The following is a 17639-nucleotide window of genomic DNA, read 5'->3' on the forward strand; positions in this document are numbered from 1 at the left end:
TGGCAGTAACGCTAGCTACTTCAGTAGCTTACGTTTAGGAGGTAAGGCAAATTTTACCGGCACTGTGTAGCCACACGTAACCGGTTTGCCGAATTGTAAACAAGGTTTAAAACGAGGGAGTTTGCGTACTGCTTGTAGAGCAGCCTCATCACAATCAGGTCGGAAGCCCTTCCAAACGTGGGCGTCTTTCACTAGCCCCTCAGGGGTGATAGTGAAGCCAACAAATACCCGCCCCTCTGTACCTACCCGCTTGGCTTGTGGCGGATAAACGAGTCGCTGCTGCACCGCTGCCACAATAGCTGCCCCGCCACCGCCGCTTAACAGTTCTGGACTTCTCTCAACTGGGTCAACGATAGTGCCTAGCGTCGTTTGATACGAAGCAGTATTGCTGTCAGGCAGCTTAGCAGCTGGCAGCTTAAACATGATTGGTAAATAATAGCGCACAGTATCTGCGCTGTGAGGACGCGGCTCAAAGTGTGGAAGGTGACGCACGGCACGCATGGCAGCCGCATCGCAGTCGAGTCGTAGAGATTTGATTACCATAATATTTCGCGTCACCCCACTAGGTGGTATGTCAATACGAATAAAGACCCTGCCTTCTACTTTATCGCGTAGCGCACGTGGCGGATAGGACAGCCATTTTTCTATGGTTGCTGAAATAGCTTCGCCTCCACCCCCGCCCACTAACTGCGGCTTTTTAGGAAAGCAATCATATGCAGTACAATCAGACCTATTTTGAGCCGCTGCTAGGCTACCGTAGCCATTGATTAGGCTATAAAGCAGAAGAAACCAGAGGGCGAAGAGTTTCATGATGACGCCAGGGTAAGTATATCACCCTGATGCAGATATCATCGATAATGCACATCGTGGTGCAGCACTAGTGGTTGTCATAACAGGTACTTGTTAAAATCCTCAGCCGCATTGAATAAAATTCCGGCAAAAGCGGCCTTATTCAGCCGACGCACAGCTTTCGCCGCCTACCTTCGCCACCATAAACTTTAGGGGTGCTTTGCGCAAGCAAGGCTGAGACGATACCCTCCGAACCTGAACCAGGTAATGCTGGCGAAGGGAAAAGTACTGGTACTGCCTAGCGGCGGCCCTGCGGGGCTGGCCGTGGCTGGCGCCGCCTATTGTTTATGGACTTCCCTTGTTCCAACTAGTGCTAGTTGCATGGTTTGCTACATAAACAATTCGGCCCACGAAGCCACTGAAAACCAGCCGCTCGCTGACTTGCTAGCCGCGCTGGGCCAGGTCCAGACGCGCGGCCTCGCCGTGGCCGTCAACGACGTGGTGGTGCCCCGCACGGAGTGGGCCAGCCACGCTGTGCAGCCCCACGACCGCATCCTGCTTATTCGCGCCACCCAGGGGGGGTAGGCGCGGGCCGACCTCTCTTTTCCTACCCCATCCCATCGAGATGAAGAAAAAAGACCAAGCCCCCCAGCAGACGCTGGTGGAGCGCCAGCCCCTCACCGGCTCGCGCAAGATTTACGTGCCCGGCACGCTGCACCCCGGCATCCGGGTGGCGATGCGCGAAATCGCGCTGGCCGACACCGAGCGCAAGTTCGATTTCGGCTTTCCGTCGGAGCAGAACCCGCCCGTGACGGTCTACGACACCAGCGGCCCCTACACGGACCCCAGCGTCGAAATCGACCTTAAGAAAGGCCTGCCGCGCCTGCGCGAAAGCTGGATTCTGGAGCGCGGCGATGTAGAGCAACTCGCCGGCACTACCTCCGCCTACGGCCAGCAGCGCGCCGCCGACGCCAGCCTCGACCACCTGCGCTTTGAGCACATTGCGGCCCCGCTGCGCGCCAGGGCCGGCGCCAACGTGAGCCAGATGCACTACGCCAAGCAGGGCATCATCACGCCCGAGATGGAGTACATCGCCATCCGTGAAAACCAGCGCTTCGACGAGCTGCCCGCCGATGACCCGCTGCGCACGCAGCACCGCGGCCACAGCTTTGGGGCCAACACACCGGCGGGCCACATCACGGCCGAATTTGTGCGCCAGGAAGTGGCGTCTGGCCGGGCCGTTATTCCTTCGAATATCAACCACCCGGAGAGCGAGCCGATGATTATTGGGCGCAATTTCCTGGTGAAAATCAACACCAACATCGGCAACTCGGCCGTGACTTCAAGCATTGAGGAAGAGGTAGATAAGGCCGTGTGGAGCTGCCGCTGGGGCGGCGATACGCTGATGGATTTGAGCACGGGCAAAAACATCCACGAAACCCGCGAGTGGATTATTCGCAACTGCCCGGTGCCGGTGGGTACCGTTCCCATTTATCAAGCATTGGAGAAGGTAAACGGCAAGGCCGAAGACCTGACTTGGGAGCTGTTCCGCGACACACTAATTGAGCAGGCCGAGCAGGGGGTGGACTACTTCACCATCCACGCCGGCGTGCTGCTGCGCTACGTGCCGATGACAGCCAAGCGCGTGACCGGCATCGTGTCGCGCGGCGGCTCCATCATGGCCAAGTGGTGTTTGGCCCACCACCAGGAGAGCTTCCTCTACACGCATTTCGAGGAGATTTGCGAGATTATGAAGGCCTACGACGTGGCCTTCTCGCTGGGCGACGGCCTGCGCCCCGGCTCCATCGCCGACGCCAACGACGAGGCGCAGTTTGCTGAGCTGGAAACGCTGGGCGAGCTGACTAAAATTGCCTGGCAGCACGACGTGCAGGTGATGATAGAAGGCCCCGGCCACGTACCCATGCACCTCATCAAGGAGAACATGGACAAGCAGCTGAAGGAGTGCCACGAGGCGCCCTTCTACACGCTAGGGCCGCTCACGACGGACATTGCCCCGGGCTACGACCACATTACCTCGGCCATCGGGGCGGCCATGATTGGCTGGTTTGGCACCGCCATGCTCTGCTACGTGACGCCTAAGGAGCACCTCGGCCTGCCCAACAAGCAGGACGTGAAGGACGGCGTAATCGCGTATAAAATCGCGGCCCATGCCGCTGACCTGGCCAAGGGCCACCCGGGCGCGCAGTACCGCGACAACGCCCTGAGCAAGGCCCGCTTTGAGTTCCGCTGGGAAGACCAGTTCAACCTCTCGCTCGACCCCGACACCGCCCGCGAGTACCACGACGAAACGCTGCCCGCCGAGGGCGCCAAGGTGGCGCACTTCTGCTCGATGTGCGGCCCGCACTTCTGCTCCATGAAAATCACGCAGGAAGTGCGCGACTACGCCGCCACCCAGGAAATGACGGCGGCGCAGGTGCTGGCGGAAGGGCTGCGCGAGAAGTCCAGGGAGTTCGTGGAGAAGGGCAGCGAGATTTATCTGTGAGACCCTCCCGTTCAACCTCACCCCCGGCCCCTCTCCTTGGGGAGAGGGGAGCCTGACGATTCATGATTGCGCCGTCGTGGCTCCCCTCTCCCCAAGGAGAGGGGCCGGGGGTGAGGTAGGGCGCCAGAACAGCAACCAAATAACTTAAAATGCTATGCGCCCCTATGCCCTCACCATTGCCGGCTTCGACCCTAGCGCCGGGGCCGGCGTGCTGGCCGATGTCAAGACAATGGAGGCTAGCGGCGTGTATGGGCTAGCCGCCTGCACCGCCCTCACGGTGCAAAACGACGTGGCGTTTGAGCGCGTGAGCTGGGTACCGCTGGCCGATATTCAGGACCAGGTTCAACTGTTGCTGGTGCGGTTTCCGGTCAAGTTTATCAAGATTGGCCTTTTCGAAAGTTTGCCACTGCTGCTGGAGCTAATTCGCTGGCTCAAAGCCTATAACCCAGCTGTGCAACTCATCTGGGACCCGGTGCTGAAGGCCACAGCCGGCTACGAGTTTCACGCCCGGCCCGCCGCCGAACTGCTGCAAGCCATCTGCTGCGAGCTGGCGCTCCTCACCCCCAATCGGCCCGAGGCGCTGCGCCTGCTGCCCGCCGCTAGCCCCGAGGCCGCCGCCGAAGCGTTGGCCGCCTGGTGCCCGGTGCTGCTGAAGGGCGGCCACGCCGACGGCGACTTTGCCACCGATGTGCTGCTAGTGCCCGAAGCGCGGCACGTGCTGGCTAGCCCCCGGCTGCCGCACGGCGAGAAGCACGGCAGCGGCTGCGTGCTGTCGGCCGCCATCCTGGCCCGGCTGGCGCTGGGCGCCGACCTGCCCGACGCCTGCTGGCAGGGCAAGACCTATACGGCCGCTTTTTTGGCTAGCAATGACACGCGGCTAGGCTACCATTCTTTACTTACAGTATCATGAAAATCAGTCGTCTGCACTACATCACTACCAATGCCCAGGCCGCCGGGCTGGCTTGCCGGGGCGGCGTGCGCTGGGTGCAGCTGCGGGTCAAAAACCTGCCCTATGCCGAGTGGAGGCAGCGCGCCCTGGATACGCAGGCTGTGTGTCGGCACCACGATGCCACGCTCATTATCAACGATAACCCGGCGCTAGCCCTCGAAATTGGAGCCGATGGCGTGCATCTAGGTAAACAGGATATGCCACCGGCCGAAGCCCGCGCTTTGCTCGGGTCAGATTTTGTCATCGGCGGCACGGCCAACACCTTTGCTGATATCGAAGGGCTGGTGGCGGCCGGCGTCGATTATGTGGGGCTCGGGCCGTTTCGCTTCACCACCACCAAGGAAAAGCTGAGCCCGGTGCTGGGGCTGGCCGGCTACGCCGAACTCCTGGCGCGGTGCCGGGCGGCGGGCTTTGCGGTGCCAGTGGTCGGCATTGGGGGTATTGAGCTAGCCGATGTGGCGGCGCTGCTGGCCACCGGCCTACACGGCGTGGCCGTGGCGGGCGCCATTGGCGGCGCTGCGGACCCTGGCGCGGCGGCGTCGCAGTTTGCGGAAGAATTAGCTAAAAATCAACTAGTAACAACGATATGAAAACCCAGCCTTTGGTAATCGCCGGCCGCACCTTCACCTCGCGTCTGTTCACGGGCACGGGCAAGTTCAGTTCGTCGGCCCTGATGGAAGAGGCGCTGCTGGCCTCCGGCTCGGAGCTGGTGACGGTGGCCCTCAAGCGCGTAGACGTGGCCGATGCCAACGACGACATCCTGCGCCACCTCGGGCACCCGCAGTTCAACCTGCTGCCTAATACCTCGGGCGTGCGCACCGCCAAGGAGGCGGTTTTCGCCGCCCAGCTAGCCCGCGAGGCGCTCGAAACCAACTGGCTCAAGCTCGAAATTCATCCCGACCCCAAGTACCTGCTGCCCGACCCCATCGAAACGCTAAAAGCCGCCGAGGAGCTGGTGGAGCTGGGCTTCGTGGTGCTGCCCTACATCCACGCCGACCCGGTGCTTTGCAAGCGCCTGGAGGAGGTGGGCGTGGCCGCCGTAATGCCGCTAGGCTCGCCCATCGGTTCCAATAAAGGCTTGCTGACCAAGGAGTTTCTGGAAATAATAATCGGCCAAAGCAAGGTGCCGGTGGTGGTCGATGCCGGCATCGGCGCGCCCTCACACGCGGCCGCAGCGCTGGAAATGGGCGCCGATGCGGTGCTCGTGAACACGGCCATCGCCGTGGCTGGGCAGCCGGTAGCGATGGCGCACGCATTTAGAATGGCCGTGGAGGCTGGCCGCCTGGCCTACGAGGCGCGGCTGGCCGCGCCGGTAGCGCACGCGGAGGCGGTGGCGAGTTCGCCGCTTACGGCGTTTTTGGACATGTAAAACGTCTGAAAACGGTCGTCGTGCAGAGCGCAGCGAAGCATCTCGCGCGTGTCGCTAGGGTTACTAAACCAACGCAGCGAGCGAGATGCTTCGCTGCGCTCTGCATGACGACCATTCTCAGAGAAACTAATACAAAAAATGAGCTTTCGCCCCGTTTTTGAAGCCCACGCGTGGGACGATGTCAAGGCTAGCATCTACGCCAAAACGGCGGCCGACGTGGAGCGGGCGCTGGCCGCCCCGCGCCGCACGCTCGACGATTTTAAGGCGCTGATTTCGCCGGCCGCCGCGCCCTACCTGGAGCAGATGGCGCAGCTGAGCCACCGGCTCACGCGGAAGCGCTTCGGCAATACTATGCAGCTGTATGTGCCACTGTACCTGAGCAATGAGTGTCAGAATATTTGTACCTACTGCGGCTTTAGCCTCGATAATAAGCTCAGGCGGCGCACGCTGAGCAGCGTGGAAATGCTGGCCGAAGCGGCGGTTTTGAAAAACTGGGGCTACGACCACGTGCTGCTCGTGACGGGCGAGGCCAACCAGACGGTGGGGGTAGACTACCTGGAAAAGGCGCTTAAAACGCTGCGTCCGCACTTCGCGCATTTGTCGATGGAAGTGCAGCCGCTCGACCAGGCCGACTACGAGCGCCTCATCCCCGAAGGGCTCAATACGGTGCTTGTGTACCAGGAAACTTACCACCAGGAGGACTACAAAAAGCACCACCCCAAGGGCAAAAAGTCGAACTTTCACTACCGCCTCGACACGCCCGACCGGCTGGGCCGGGCCGGTATTCACAAAATGGGGCTAGGCGTGCTCATTGGGCTGGAAGACTGGCGCACCGACTGCTTTTACACCGCCCTGCACCTCGACTACCTCGAAAAGACTTATTGGCAGACCAAGTACAGCCTCTCTTTCCCGCGCCTGCGGCCGGCCGAGGGGCTGCTGCAGCCCAAAGTGGAAATGAGCGACCGCGAGTTGGTGCAGCTCATTTGCGCCTACCGCCTGCTGAATGAGGAGGTGGAGCTGTCGCTCTCAACCCGCGAAAACCCGGTCTTCCGCGACCAGGTTATCAAACTGGGCATCACCAGTATCAGCGCGGGCTCGAAGACTAACCCCGGCGGCTACGCCGTGGCGCCCGAGTCGTTGGAGCAGTTCGAGATTTCCGATGAGCGCAGCCCGGCCGAGATTGCGGCCATGCTGCGCCGCCAGGGCTACGAGCCGGTGTGGAAAGATTGGGACGCGGCGCTGGCGCTTGGATAGGGGCTAGCCCGGCGCGGCTGCCGGGCGGCGGGCACCAAATCGGGGCGGAGCCAGTGCGTGGTGCCATCCTCGCTGAGCAGGTTGCCGGCCATTGGCTCGCCTAGCTCGTGGGTGAGCATGGTGAGGCCGGGGCTCCAGCTCACTTCCAGGTCGGGCTCGGTCAGGGCTTCGAATTTGGCCCACCAAAGGGCGGGCGGATGGCAGTCGGGGCGGAGCAGGTTGCCGGTTTCGGCCACTACTACGTGCTGGGCGGGGAAAAACCGGCGGGCTGCCGCCAGCATGCCGGGGATGTCGTGCTCGAAGTAGATATTGAGGCCCACAATGTCGAGCAGGCCGGCGTGGCCCTGCTGCCAGGTAAAGCAGTTGTTTTGCACCGCCACCTCATCGGGCTGGCCCAGAATGGTGGCGAAGGGCCGGGCCTGGTCGGCCCAGGGCACGGCGGGGTCCCAGCCCCAGGGCTCGCTCATGGCGGTGCGGCAGGTGGGGTCGCCGGCCTTGAGGCCCTTGGCGATAGCGATGGTAATGGCGCTGGTTTGGCGGTACACATCCCACCACGAGCGGTTGCCGAAGGGCCACTGCCGGTTGTTGGGGGCCGCAATCCAGTCGGTCCAGATGCCCAGCTCGGCGCCTAGGTTGTAGCTGCGAAACGCGCCTGGGTAGCGCCGCGCCACTTGGTAGCTCAGCTCGTACATGGCGGCGGCCGCGCCTTCGCCCCAAAAGCTGGCCTCGTCCAGCCACTCGGGCAGGGCGTAGTGGTTCAGTACCAGCTCTATCTGGCCGTGGCTGAGGGCTTGCAGGCGGTCGAGCCAGACGTAGTCGGGCCGGCGGCGAGCTTCGTCCCAGAGGATGGTGTCGCGGAAGAGGGTGAGGCCCATTTGGCGCGCCCGGCGGTAGTGAAACTCGGCGTGCTCGGCGTGGCCCGTGGCGCGGGTGTTGGAGAAGCGCAGGGGGCGGCCATCGTCGCCGCGGCCGCGCACCACGCTGCCATCGAAGCACATACCGTATTGCATTGGGGTGGGATAAGAGATTGGTAGAGAGGGGTTATTGGCTTAATCGCCAATAGCCGTGCTGGCGCCAAGGGACCTGGCACCCCCTAATACGGCAACGATGGGGCGAACGGCTTTTTTGGTCGCGGCTAGGGGGTAGGGCAGGGAAGCGAGCCAGTCGCTTTTGCCCGTCGCTAGCCCAGCCCCACGCGCAACTCCCGAAACGCGGCTACTGGGTCGGGACTTTGCCAAATTGCGCCGAGCACTGCCGCTCCCGCAAAGCCCGCCGTTCGCGCCAGCTTACTAGTTTGGCTATCAATGCCTCCTAGCGCCACGACCTGCGGTTGGCGGGTGGGGCTAGCCGCCCGTTTTTGTAAAAAAGTCCGCACGGTAGCCAGGTCAAAATTGCTGGCATACCCTGCTTTGCTTAGGCTGTCGAAAATAGGGCTCAGAAACACGTAGTCGTAGCGCCGCCGCGCATGAGCGACTTCGGCCAGCGAGTGGAAAGAAGTCGAAAGCGTTTGGCCGGGTAGCAGAGCTGGGCGGCGCGCCGCCGCCGCCCGCTGGCTGGCCGTGAGGTGCAGGCCACCCAACCCGTAGCGCCGCACCAGCGCGGGGTGGCCGTGCAGCACCAGGCGCGAGTGAAAATGCGTCGGTAGCGCCTCAACAAGCTGTGCTAGCTCTTCGGCCGGCCAACCAGGTTTGCGCAAGTGCAGGCGCTGCAGGCCGGCGGCCAGCAGCGCGGCGAGTAGGCGCGGCTCCTCGGACAAGGCCGTGGGCGCAGTGATGACAACGAGGCGAAACACGGCGCGGCTAGCTGAGCTTAGCCGCCAGCTCGGGCGGTAGGGCGCGCAGCTTGCGGGTGTTGTAGTCGAAGCACAGCATCCCGGTTTTGGCGCGGGCTATCTCCTTGCCGACTTGGTTCGTGGCGTGGTACACGATGTCGAAGCCGTATTTATGCTGGTCGTTGGCGGCTAGGGCCAAGTGCAGCACGTCGCCGTGAAACGCCTCGCCCTTGTACTCTATCGCCACATCAACCATGATGAACCCTAGCTGGCTAGCCTGGTCGAACTCGGCCGCGCCGAGGCTAGCCAGAAACTGCACCCGCGCCTCGTGCAGGATACTCAGCAGGGCATCGTTGCCGAGGTGGGCACCGTAATTGAGGTCGGTGATGCGGACGGGAATCTCCACCGCGAAGCCAAAGCTTTCGGGCAAACTTACTTTTACGCGGGGCATGAATTCAGTGAGCAGTTAACAGATGAGCAATGAACAGTTAGGAACGGAGTCAAAAATAGAGGTGCGCACCACCGCCGACGGTTCGCCCACGCTCTACGTGCCCGCCCTCGACGAGCACTACCACTCGCACCACGGCGCGGCGCAGGAGTCGCGGCACGTGTTTATTGAGGCGGGGCTAGCCCCGTTGCTGGCGGCGGGGCTGGGGCAGCCGGATGAGGGACCAGTGCGAATTCTAGAAATAGGCTTAGGCACGGGACTCAATCTATTGCTGACGCTAGAGGCGGCCATAGCAGCCCAAGCCATAATTGTCTACGACGGTTATGAAACTACTCCTTTATTGCCGGCTATAGTTGCTGCTCTAGCACCGCAATGGCAGAATAATGCACTCCTTAAAACTGCGTTTGAGCAACTTCATACGGCTCCTTGGGATGAAATGCTGGTAATTGATGAGGTTCGATTTGTAACCAAAATTCAGGAATCTATTCAGGCCGCGACCCTCCCCGCCTCTTATTACAACCTCATCTATTTCGACGCCTTCGCCCCCGAAAAACAGCCCGAGCTGTGGACCGAAGACGTATTTACCAAGCTCTACGCCGCCGCCGCGCCTGGCGCGGTGCTGGTGAGCTACTGCGCCCAGGGCCAGTTTAGGCGCAACCTGCGGGCTGCCGGCTGGCTTACCGAAAAGCTGCCCGGCCCGCCCGGCAAGCGCGAGATGACGCGGGCGCGCAAGCCCGCTTAGCGCGTGCTTGCGGATTTGTAAGGCCGTCATGCTGAGCTTGTCGAAGCATCTCTACCGCCTCGTTGAACGGTTTGGCTGAAGCGGTAGAGATGCTTCGACAAGCTCAGCATGACGGCCTAAAGGCTATTTTTAGCAAAACCAGTACACACGCTGACTTCATTCAACATTCTATTTTCTGCTATGGCTACCGACTCCACTATCGAAATTTATTGCCCGGCCTGCCAGTGGGAGCCCGATGGCGGGGCGCACTGGCAGTGCCGCTGCGGCCACGTCTGGAACACGTTTGAAACCGGCGGCACCTGTCCGCAGTGCCACTACCGCTGGGCCGTAACCACCTGCCCGCCCCGGCCGGGCGGCTGCGGCGTCACCTCGCCCCACATCGACTGGTACCACGGCCTTGAGGCGCTGGTGGAAGAACTGGTGGAGGCCTCCCTGCCCGTGCCCGCCAGCGTAGCAGCGCAACCCGTATGAGCCGCAAATTCTTAGAAACCGAAACGCCCGCCTGGGTAGCCGAGGGCCTCATTACGGAAGCCCAGCGCGAGCGCCTGCTGGCCCGCTACCCCCCCGATGCCGTGCAGGCCGTGGGTTTGCTGCCGCTGCTGGGCAGCATTTTGGTGGGCCTGAGCGCCCTGAGCGTGGTGGCCGCCAACTGGCAAAACCTGCCCACTGCCGTGCGGCTGGGCCTGCTGCTAGGCAGCCTGCTGGCCGCCTACGCGGGCGGGGAGTACTTTTTGCGGCGCGGCAACCGCCGGGTGGGCCACGGCCTGCTGGGGCTGGGGCTCGTGCTGTTTGGGGCCAGTATTATCCTCACTAGCCAGCTCTACCAACTGGTGGGCTACGATGTGAGCGGCCTGCTAGCCTGGGTAGTGGTGGGCGTGCTGCTGAGCTATTTGTATGATAGCCAGGTGCTCACGCTGCTGCCAATTATCATTGGCGTGGCAGTGCAAACGTATTGTACCCAGGCGCTGGGCGTGTTCAGCTACGCCACTATTGGGCTGGTGGCGCTGGGCAGTGGCTACCGCTGGTGGCGCCGGCCCGATACGCTGGTGGCCAGCATCTTATCCCTGAGCTTGCTGTGGCAGGTGGCGCTGTGGGTGGCACTGTCGAAGGCTAAAATCACCTGGTTTTTTGTGCCGGCCATGCTCATCTACGCGGCTGGCGACTGGCACCCCAACCGCGCCGCCGGCCGCGCCCTGCAAGGGCCTTCGCTGGTGGCGGCCTACCTGTTTGCCCTCGGCCTGGCGCTATTTGGCGAAACCGACCAATACGCCGACCGGCTGCGCCCGCCGGTGCTGGCCTACCTGGGCGCGCTGGTGGCGGTACTGGCTTTTTCAGTGGCCGGCAAGCGGGCACGGGGCATTTTGGTGTCGCTGCCCGACTGGCTGCTGCTGCTGCCGGGCTTTTACCTGCCTAGCGGGCTGCCGCTGGCCATTGCCACGCTGGTGGTGCTGTATGCCCACGCCGGCTCGGTGCTGGCCCGCGCCCACCGCTCGGGCGAGGCCGAGCAGCTCACACTAGGCACCGTGCTCTTTGTAGTGGCCACGATGGTGGCGTACTTCAAGCTCACCTGGGCTTTTCTGGATAAGTCGCTGTTTTTCCTGATTGGCGGCGTGCTGCTGCTGAGCCTGAGCTGGTACCTGCGCCGGCGCAACGCCCAGCGCCTGGCGGCGGGCGCGGCCGCCGTGTCTTCACCGGGCTCGCCGCCCACTGCTTCCTAGCCCATGCTCACGCGCACTTCTCCCTCTCACCGCCTGCTGCTGCGACTGCTGGTGGCCGCCCAGGTGCTCTACGTGCTGGGCGTGGCCGGCGCGGGCTACGCCACCACGGCCTACGGCCAGCACATCTGGCTGGCCACCAGCCCCGTCGATTTGCACGGCCTGCAATACGAAAGCTTCGTGCGCCTGCGCTACACCGCCGCCGAAGCGCCCCTGGCGGCCTGGCGGGGGGCTAGCCCCCCGCAGCGCCGGCAAGGGGTGTACGTGCTGCTCAACACCGGCCCCGACAGCCTCGCCACCGTGGCCGGTGTCTACGATAAAACCCTCACGCCCAGTCCCGGCCAGGCCGTGCTGCGCGGCTGGGTCACGGAGGTCTACAACCACACGCTCGGCCTGCGCTACAACCTGGAGCGCTACTACGTGCCCGGCGACAGCCCCCTGCGCCTCGGCAAAACCAGCCCGGCCGTGCGCGTGCGCGTCAGCATTGCGCCCTGGGGCCAGGCCCGCATCGAGCGCGTTGAGCTGCTCAAGCAGTCTACTGCCGCTCGCTAGGCGGCAGCAGCTGGCGGTCGGCGGCCGTGAGGTCGGTGATGGCGTATTTCGACTGGCCGGTGATGTTCATCTCGTCCAGAATATCCACCATGTCGCCGTATTTGGCCCGCGGGCCCGCCTTGATGAGTACCACTGGCGCGGGCTGCTGCCGGCCCCGCGCCAGCAGCGCCTGCCGAATGCCCTTGGGGCCAAAGTTGGTGGTGTGCAGCGCGGGCACCGGCACGCTAGGGTCGTCGGGCCGGGCTAGCCCGAAATAATAGTACGCCTGATGCCCACTGCCCAGAATAATCGTCATGGCGTGCGCGGGCCGCACATCGGTAGTGTGGTTGGGGTCTTTCACTGGCATTTGCAGCTGCATCACGCGGGGCTTGGCGAAGGTGGTCGTCAGCATGAAAAACGTGAGCAGCAGAAAAGCCAGGTCCACCATCGGCGTCATGTCGAGGCGGAAGCTGTGCTTGCGGGCGCGCGGTTTTTTGCCGGTTTTCGGGGCGGAGGGTTCGATGGCAGCCATGCGAGAAGGGGGTAGGAGTGAGGCCGCTACCCAGCGCCGCCACCCGGCCGCGCTACCACAAGTAGCAGCTACCCTCCTCGATGCTGCCCTAGCGAAAATTCCACACTCCGCCCGGCGCAAGGCAGGCGTGCAGCGGCACATCGGTAGGCAGCACATCGGCCAGGGCCGGTACCGGCGCATCATCCAAAATAGTCAAGCCGATGAATAACGCATCGGGCCGGCATTGGGCCAGAAACCGGTCGTAAAACCCTCCGCCGTAGCCCACGCGCTGGCCCTGCGCGTCGCAGGCCAGCAGCGGCACCAGCACCGCATCGAGCTGCGCGGGCTGCACCTCCGTGGCTAGGCTAGCCATTGGTTCGGGAATGCCCCAGCGGTTGGCGAGTAGCGGGGTGATAGCCGTTAATTCGTAGTGTTTCAAGGATATGCCATCGGCCTGCACCACGGGCACGGCCAGGCGCAACGGCAGCTTTTCGGCCCAAATGCGCTGAATTATTGCCCACGTATCGGGCTCGTTCTTGCTGGCCAGGGGCAAAAAAACGTGTAGCCCGCGCCACGCCGCCACCGGAAAATGCGCGAAAAGCTGCGCGCTTAGCTGGGTACTGCGGTGGGCCACTTCGGCCGGCGTCAGGGCCTGGCGGCGGGCTAGCGCGGCGCGGCGCAGGGCGGCTTTAGAGAGAATGGGCATAACTCAATTAACGGCAGTTTCGAGCGCCTTCATCAACAGCATTATTCCCCCAACGAAGAGCACTAGCGTAGCCCCCGGCAACACCATATTCAGCACCGCCCGGCCTACTGCAAAGCCTTGTACCAGCCGAATCCCGCTCAGGAAAATGCAAAACGTCCAAACTGCCAGCCCTAGCTCGAGGCCGCTCAGAGCATATAGGAGCGTTTCGTTGGACAAGGGCAGGTCAATGACTTCGCGGCGAAACGAATCGCCGCTGCTTATATCCAAAACCAGGCACATGGGGGCCAGCGAAACTATCGTGGGCACCAGCGCCCAGGCCAACACCGTTTTAAGGGTGTCGGCGGTAGCCCGGCCGCCCATCCACTGGCCGCACAAACTCAGGCCCCAGGCGTAGAAATAGTAGGTAACCCAGCCGAAGGCCCCGCCCAGCAGTGCCGCCAGCAGCAGCGCATTGCCAGCCGATGAGGCATCGTGCACCTGGGAGGGCTTAATGCGGCCGACGGCCCTGGCAATGCCTCCTAGCACCAGCAGTTGGGTGACGTAGGCGCCGGGGCAATTGGCGAGAATGAAGCCTAGCGTGGCCGTTGGATGACGCCAAATTTTGAGAAACAGCGTGCGTTCCGTAATCCCAACGGCCTCGGGGCCCAAAGGTGTAGCGGGTTCGGGCATAAGGTAGCAGTAGGAAAACGAGCGCGTTAGTCTTGCGCCGTGACGTAGAAGCTGAGCTTGGGCTGCATGCCGGCCAGCGCCGCGCCAGCCGAAATCCGCTCCCAGCTAGCCTGGCTGGTGCTGCGAAAGTAAATGTCGTTGTCGGCGTAGCCAATGCCCGCCGAAAAGGCCAGGCCCTTGTGCAGCGCAGCGGCATCGGCCCCGCCCACCCACTCCAGCGACAGGAAGAAGTTCTCGGTCAGCAGCAGGTCATCGGGCGTCAGGTCTACCGTGAGGGGGCCGTGCGCGACGGCCGTGCGCACCAGCACTTCGCGGCGCAGCAGCTTCTCGCTGGTGGGGCGGCCCTTGGCGTCGAGGCGGTAGAGGTTCACGCGCAGCGTCACGGTGCCCACGTGGTTGTAGGCCACGTTAAAATTGGCTTGCAGTACCTTGGTTGGCTTGTGCTTGAGGTAGATAACGGTGCCCGTTTCGGCGCCCAGGTCCTTGGGCTCCAGGCTGAGCGTCGAGTTTTCAGAGTTGCCGCTAAAGCCCAGCGTGCGGTCGCGCCAGCCCCGGCTTTTGCCCTTTACCCGCACCTCGCCCAGCGCCACAGCGGCCGGGCTCAGCGCCAGCGCGGGCCGGGCGCGCAGCTGCCGTAGCGTGAGTAGCTGCGGCCGGTAGCCCAGGTACGACACCCGCACGGTATCGTCGGCTAACTTATCCTGAAATACCAGCCCGTACTGCCCCTGCTCGTTGCTGACCGTGCCCAGCGCCTTGCCCACTACCCCGATATTCACAAACGGCAGCGCCTGCCCGGTGTTGGCATCCGTCACGCGCCCACTGATGGGCTGCGCCAACACACTGACCCTAGCCAATAAAACCAACAGCGAAGCGAGCAGCAGAGAGCGAAACATGGCCACAAAGAAAGAGCCCAGCGCCGGGGCAGCGCCAGGCTCTGTGAAGATGCGGTGAACATGTTGATAGTTGCCTACCAAGATGTGCTAAACAAGCTTCTGCACCGCTGCCCAGTCCAGGCCAAAATAAGCCCATGGATAAGGCGTGATGTAGCGGCCCAAGACTTGCAAAAAGCTATTGCGCGCGGCCAGATGCCCTAGCAGATGGTTTAGGCAAGCTAGATAATTGTTGAAATAAACGGCGTATAGCGAGCCATCGGTTAGCGGGCGGCTTTGCGCGGTTAGCTGCGCTAATTGCTGGGCGTAATGGTTGCGAAACTGCTGCTGCACTGCTGCCGAACTATCGTCGTGAATAGAAAATAGCTCCGTTAGGTACATTGCCTCTAGTAACTGGCCCAAGGCAGGCGTAGGGGCAGCCTCCCCAAATTCTTCTAGCACTTCCTCGCTGCCAAACCATTTTGGGGTGAGGAAATTGAAGTAGAACAAGTGCGCTTGCAGGTGCGCAGGAGCCAAGGCCAGGCAGCGCGTAAACGCCTCCCGGGCCAAATCGGGCTCGCTTAGCCCCATAGCCACCCGCACGGTGCGGGCTGCTGCCTCAGCCTGATAAGTAGCTGAGTTAAAAGTGGTGGTAAGATGCTGATACGCCGTATTCAGATGCTTGGCGAAGCCTTCGAGTTGCTGCTTGCCTACGTACTTGGCATAAGCTCCTCCACGAATTTGCCAGGCCACATAAGTGGCGTGTACCCCCGCTGCCAAGCAACGAAAGTCTGAGTCGCCCGACCGGCTATAGCTAGCTAAGGCTTTGCTATAAGTATCAGTTAGGCATAGCCCGTCCAGAAGCCGCGTCAGGTCGTCGGGCATTAGTTTCGCCGCCACTGCCTCTAACTGGTTCCATTGCTGCTGTTGCAACATTGGCCCGATACCTAAATCATCAAGCAGGCCAAAAGAGGGGTCATAGATTGGCGCGGCTGGGGTAGTAAAAAGTTGGCGAAGCTGCTGAAAAAAGGCCAAAGCGAACAGATTAACTGAGAGGCCTTAAAAGTACGCTACCCCTCTTGCACCACCGCAAACTCCAGCTTCAGCGGCTCGAAGCAGGCTAGCAGCTGCCCGATAAAGCCGGGGTTATTAATCAAAATGCTGAGCACGTTGTCGGTGCGCTCCTGCAAGCCGCCGTCGGGGAAGAGCTTGTCTTTGAGCGCAGTAAGCTGGGCGTAGGCCGTTTCGTGCTTGGCCTCGGCGGCTTTGCTGAGGCGCTTTTCGAGGCCGGCCAGGCTGCCGGCGGCTTTCTGAGCCTCGGCGGCCACGGTTTTTACCAGCGTGGGGTCGAGGCGTTGGGCTAGGGCCTGCACCTGCTCGAAGGCAGCGGCCAGCGCCTGCTGCTGCGCAGCCAGACTAATTTCCTCTTGGCCTAGCTGCGCGCCGACTTGCTTTTTCAGCTCGGCTAGAGGCTTGAAAATATCGAAGGTGCTGAGGCCCAGCTTGGCGAGCTTGCCGGCGTTAGCGCGGCTCAGGTACATGGCCGAGTTGCGGGGCAGCACAATGGGGTAGGGCACCCCCAGCGCCGCAAACACGTCTTTCAGTTGAAACCAATAGGCCACCTCGGCTCCGCCGCCGATGTAGGCGAGGTTGGGCAGCAGCAGCTCCTGGTACACCGGGCGCAGCACCACGTTGGGGCTAAAGCGCTCGGGCTCAGCGGCGGCCAGGGCCAGCAGTTCGGCCTGCGAGTGGCAGCGGGCGGTGCCGCGCACCGTTACCTGGGTGCAGTCGGCGCCGGGAGCGGCGTCGGGCTCCAGACGCTCGCGCTTGCCGGCATCGGTGAGGAAAAACAGGTTGAGCGGGCGCGAATACACCTGCGGCTTGTAGCCGGCGGCCGTGAGGCGGGCGTTGGTAGCCTGCACTGCCTGATTGGAAAACTGTTCCTTTATCTCCTTCGCCAGCAAAGGCTTAAGCGCTTGCTTCAGTGCCGGCCGGTCGGCGTCGAGGCACACCAGGCCGTATTTGCCGAAGAGGCTGGTGGCTAGCCGGCGGGTGGCCTCACTCAGGGTTTGGCTGCCGGTGTAGGCAGCGCGGAAGGCGGCCGGCACCTCGGGCGGCAGCTGGCTCAGCAGTTCCTCTTGCAGGCCTTGCAGGCCTAGCCGGCCCACCGGCCCGCCGAGGCTGGCGCCCGCGCCAGGGCCAGCCCAGCTGTGCGTTTTGCCAAACAGCTGGAAGTGGTTGATTTCGGCAAAGTCATGGTCCTCGGTGGCTAGCCAGTACACCGGCACGAAGTCGTATTCCGGATGAGCAGCTTTCAGCTCCTGGCTCAGTTTGATGGCCGTAACTATCTTATACACAAAGTACAGCGGCCCCGTAAACAGGTTGAGCTGGTGCCCCGTGGTGATGGTAAACGTAGTGTCGCGGGCCAGCAAATCGAGGTTGGCCGCCACGGCGGGCGGCACCTCAGGCCCTAGCTCGGCATATTGGGCGCGTAGGTCGGCTACGAGGCGCTGGCGGGCTTCGGGCGAATAGTTCGCCTTTTTTTCCTCGATTTGGGCCGCGAAGCTGGCTAACTCCGGGAAGCGATGGTAGAAAGGCGCCAGCGCCGGCTTCTGGGCCAGGTAATCAGTCAGCAGGCCCGAAAAGGCGCCGGTAGCGGCGTAGGGCAGGGTAATACAGTCGGCAGCGGCCATGAGCGCAGGGAAAAGTGAGCGCGGAATTCAGGCCAAAACCCGGCTAGGCAGGAAAGGTTGGCGATAGGACACTCACTACGGCTGTCATGCTGACGAAGGAAGCATCTTATTAGGGTAGTA

General features: G+C 62.4%; 20 protein-coding genes and 1 riboswitch. Of the genes, 10 read left to right on the plus strand and 10 right to left on the minus strand.

What is annotated here, in order from left to right; all coding sequences use genetic code 11:
* Nucleotides 1–15 precede the first annotated feature (15 nt).
* Complete coding sequence (locus Q5H89_RS06150; RefSeq protein ID WP_305018425.1) at nt 16–810, minus strand: energy transducer TonB; 795 nt, start codon at nt 808–810, stop codon at nt 16–18.
* A 180-nt stretch (nt 811–990) separates the two neighbouring features.
* Nucleotides 991–1088: riboswitch (TPP riboswitch) on the plus strand.
* A gap of 82 nt (nt 1089–1170) precedes the next feature.
* Between Q5H89_RS06150 and thiS the strand changes: the two genes are divergently transcribed.
* The 6 genes from thiS (at nt 1171) to thiH (ending at nt 6864) form a co-directional block, all read left to right on the plus strand.
* Nucleotides 1171–1374 carry a sulfur carrier protein ThiS gene (gene thiS / locus Q5H89_RS06155; RefSeq protein ID WP_305018426.1) on the plus strand — a complete coding sequence of 68 codons (204 nt, stop codon included), beginning with the start codon at nt 1171–1173 and terminating at the stop codon, nt 1372–1374.
* A 40-nt stretch (nt 1375–1414) separates the two neighbouring features.
* The gene (thiC, locus tag Q5H89_RS06160) at nt 1415–3292 is read left to right on the plus strand and encodes a phosphomethylpyrimidine synthase ThiC (RefSeq protein ID WP_305018427.1); all 1878 of its coding nucleotides are present in this window, start codon (nt 1415–1417) and stop codon (nt 3290–3292) included.
* Between the two features lie 154 nt (nt 3293–3446).
* Nucleotides 3447–4202 carry a bifunctional hydroxymethylpyrimidine kinase/phosphomethylpyrimidine kinase gene (thiD, locus tag Q5H89_RS06165; protein ID WP_305018428.1) on the plus strand — a complete coding sequence of 252 codons (756 nt, stop codon included), beginning with the start codon at nt 3447–3449 and terminating at the stop codon, nt 4200–4202.
* The gene (locus tag Q5H89_RS06170) at nt 4199–4831 is read left to right on the plus strand and encodes a thiamine phosphate synthase (protein WP_305018429.1); all 633 of its coding nucleotides are present in this window, start codon (nt 4199–4201) and stop codon (nt 4829–4831) included. Before thiD ends, Q5H89_RS06170 begins: the two co-directional genes overlap by 4 nt.
* The gene (locus Q5H89_RS06175) at nt 4828–5610 is read left to right on the plus strand and encodes a thiazole synthase (protein ID WP_305018430.1); all 783 of its coding nucleotides are present in this window, start codon (nt 4828–4830) and stop codon (nt 5608–5610) included. The genes Q5H89_RS06170 and Q5H89_RS06175 overlap by 4 nt, the downstream gene beginning before the upstream one ends.
* 138 nt (nt 5611–5748) lie before the next feature.
* Complete coding sequence (gene thiH, locus Q5H89_RS06180; RefSeq protein WP_305018431.1) at nt 5749–6864, plus strand: 2-iminoacetate synthase ThiH; 1116 nt, start codon at nt 5749–5751, stop codon at nt 6862–6864.
* On the opposite strand, the gene Q5H89_RS06185 is transcribed toward thiH, so the two are convergent.
* The 3 genes from Q5H89_RS06185 to Q5H89_RS06195 all read right to left on the minus strand — a co-directional run bounded on the left by Q5H89_RS06185 (nt 6816) and on the right by Q5H89_RS06195 (nt 9086).
* Complete coding sequence (locus Q5H89_RS06185) at nt 6816–7874, minus strand: hypothetical protein (protein ID WP_305018432.1); 1059 nt, start codon at nt 7872–7874, stop codon at nt 6816–6818. The genes thiH and Q5H89_RS06185 overlap by 49 nt on opposite strands.
* A gap of 170 nt (nt 7875–8044) precedes the next feature.
* Entirely contained in the window at nt 8045–8656 is a 612-nt protein-coding gene (locus Q5H89_RS06190) for a thiamine phosphate synthase (protein ID WP_305018433.1), read from the minus strand.
* A 7-nt stretch (nt 8657–8663) separates the two neighbouring features.
* Nucleotides 8664–9086, minus strand: coding sequence for a thioesterase family protein (locus tag Q5H89_RS06195; protein ID WP_305018434.1), 423 nt, complete (start codon nt 9084–9086; stop codon nt 8664–8666).
* Nucleotides 9087–9108: 22 nt separating this feature from the next.
* Here Q5H89_RS06195 and mnmD point away from each other — a divergent pair, with 22 nt between their 5' ends.
* From mnmD to Q5H89_RS06215, 4 genes are all read left to right on the plus strand, one after another.
* Entirely contained in the window at nt 9109–9825 is a 717-nt protein-coding gene (mnmD, locus tag Q5H89_RS06200) for a tRNA (5-methylaminomethyl-2-thiouridine)(34)-methyltransferase MnmD (protein WP_305018435.1), read from the plus strand.
* A gap of 180 nt (nt 9826–10005) precedes the next feature.
* Complete coding sequence (locus Q5H89_RS06205) at nt 10006–10296, plus strand: hypothetical protein (protein WP_305018436.1); 291 nt, start codon at nt 10006–10008, stop codon at nt 10294–10296.
* Nucleotides 10293–11543, plus strand: coding sequence for a DUF2157 domain-containing protein (locus Q5H89_RS06210; protein WP_305018437.1), 1251 nt, complete (start codon nt 10293–10295; stop codon nt 11541–11543). The genes Q5H89_RS06205 and Q5H89_RS06210 overlap by 4 nt, the downstream gene beginning before the upstream one ends.
* Before the next feature lie 3 nt (nt 11544–11546).
* Entirely contained in the window at nt 11547–12092 is a 546-nt protein-coding gene (locus Q5H89_RS06215; RefSeq protein ID WP_305018438.1) for a GDYXXLXY domain-containing protein, read from the plus strand.
* On the opposite strand, the gene Q5H89_RS06220 is transcribed toward Q5H89_RS06215, so the two are convergent.
* The 6 genes from Q5H89_RS06220 to bshC form a co-directional block, all read right to left on the minus strand.
* A complete protein-coding gene (locus Q5H89_RS06220) occupies nt 12076–12603 on the minus strand; it encodes an ExbD/TolR family protein (RefSeq protein ID WP_305018439.1) in 528 nt (175 codons plus the stop codon). The genes Q5H89_RS06215 and Q5H89_RS06220 overlap by 17 nt on opposite strands.
* 88 nt (nt 12604–12691) lie before the next feature.
* Nucleotides 12692–13288, minus strand: coding sequence for a 5-formyltetrahydrofolate cyclo-ligase (locus tag Q5H89_RS06225; RefSeq protein ID WP_305018440.1), 597 nt, complete (start codon nt 13286–13288; stop codon nt 12692–12694).
* Between the two features lie 3 nt (nt 13289–13291).
* Nucleotides 13292–13957 (minus strand): YIP1 family protein, encoded by a 666-nt coding sequence (locus Q5H89_RS06230; RefSeq protein ID WP_305018441.1) that lies wholly within the window; start codon nt 13955–13957, stop codon nt 13292–13294.
* Between the two features lie 26 nt (nt 13958–13983).
* On the minus strand, nt 13984–14850 hold the full coding sequence (locus Q5H89_RS06235) for a carboxypeptidase-like regulatory domain-containing protein (RefSeq protein WP_305018442.1): 867 nt from the start codon (nt 14848–14850) through the stop codon (nt 13984–13986).
* 87 nt (nt 14851–14937) lie between these two features.
* Nucleotides 14938–15861 carry a hypothetical protein gene (locus tag Q5H89_RS06240; protein WP_305018443.1) on the minus strand — a complete coding sequence of 308 codons (924 nt, stop codon included), beginning with the start codon at nt 15859–15861 and terminating at the stop codon, nt 14938–14940.
* A gap of 35 nt (nt 15862–15896) precedes the next feature.
* Complete coding sequence (gene bshC / locus Q5H89_RS06245; RefSeq protein ID WP_305018444.1) at nt 15897–17519, minus strand: bacillithiol biosynthesis cysteine-adding enzyme BshC; 1623 nt, start codon at nt 17517–17519, stop codon at nt 15897–15899.
* Nucleotides 17520–17639: the final 120 nt, after the last annotated feature.

Source organism: Hymenobacter cheonanensis, assembly GCF_030581075.1.
In the GTDB taxonomy this organism is placed as follows: Bacteria; Bacteroidota; Bacteroidia; order Cytophagales; family Hymenobacteraceae; genus Hymenobacter.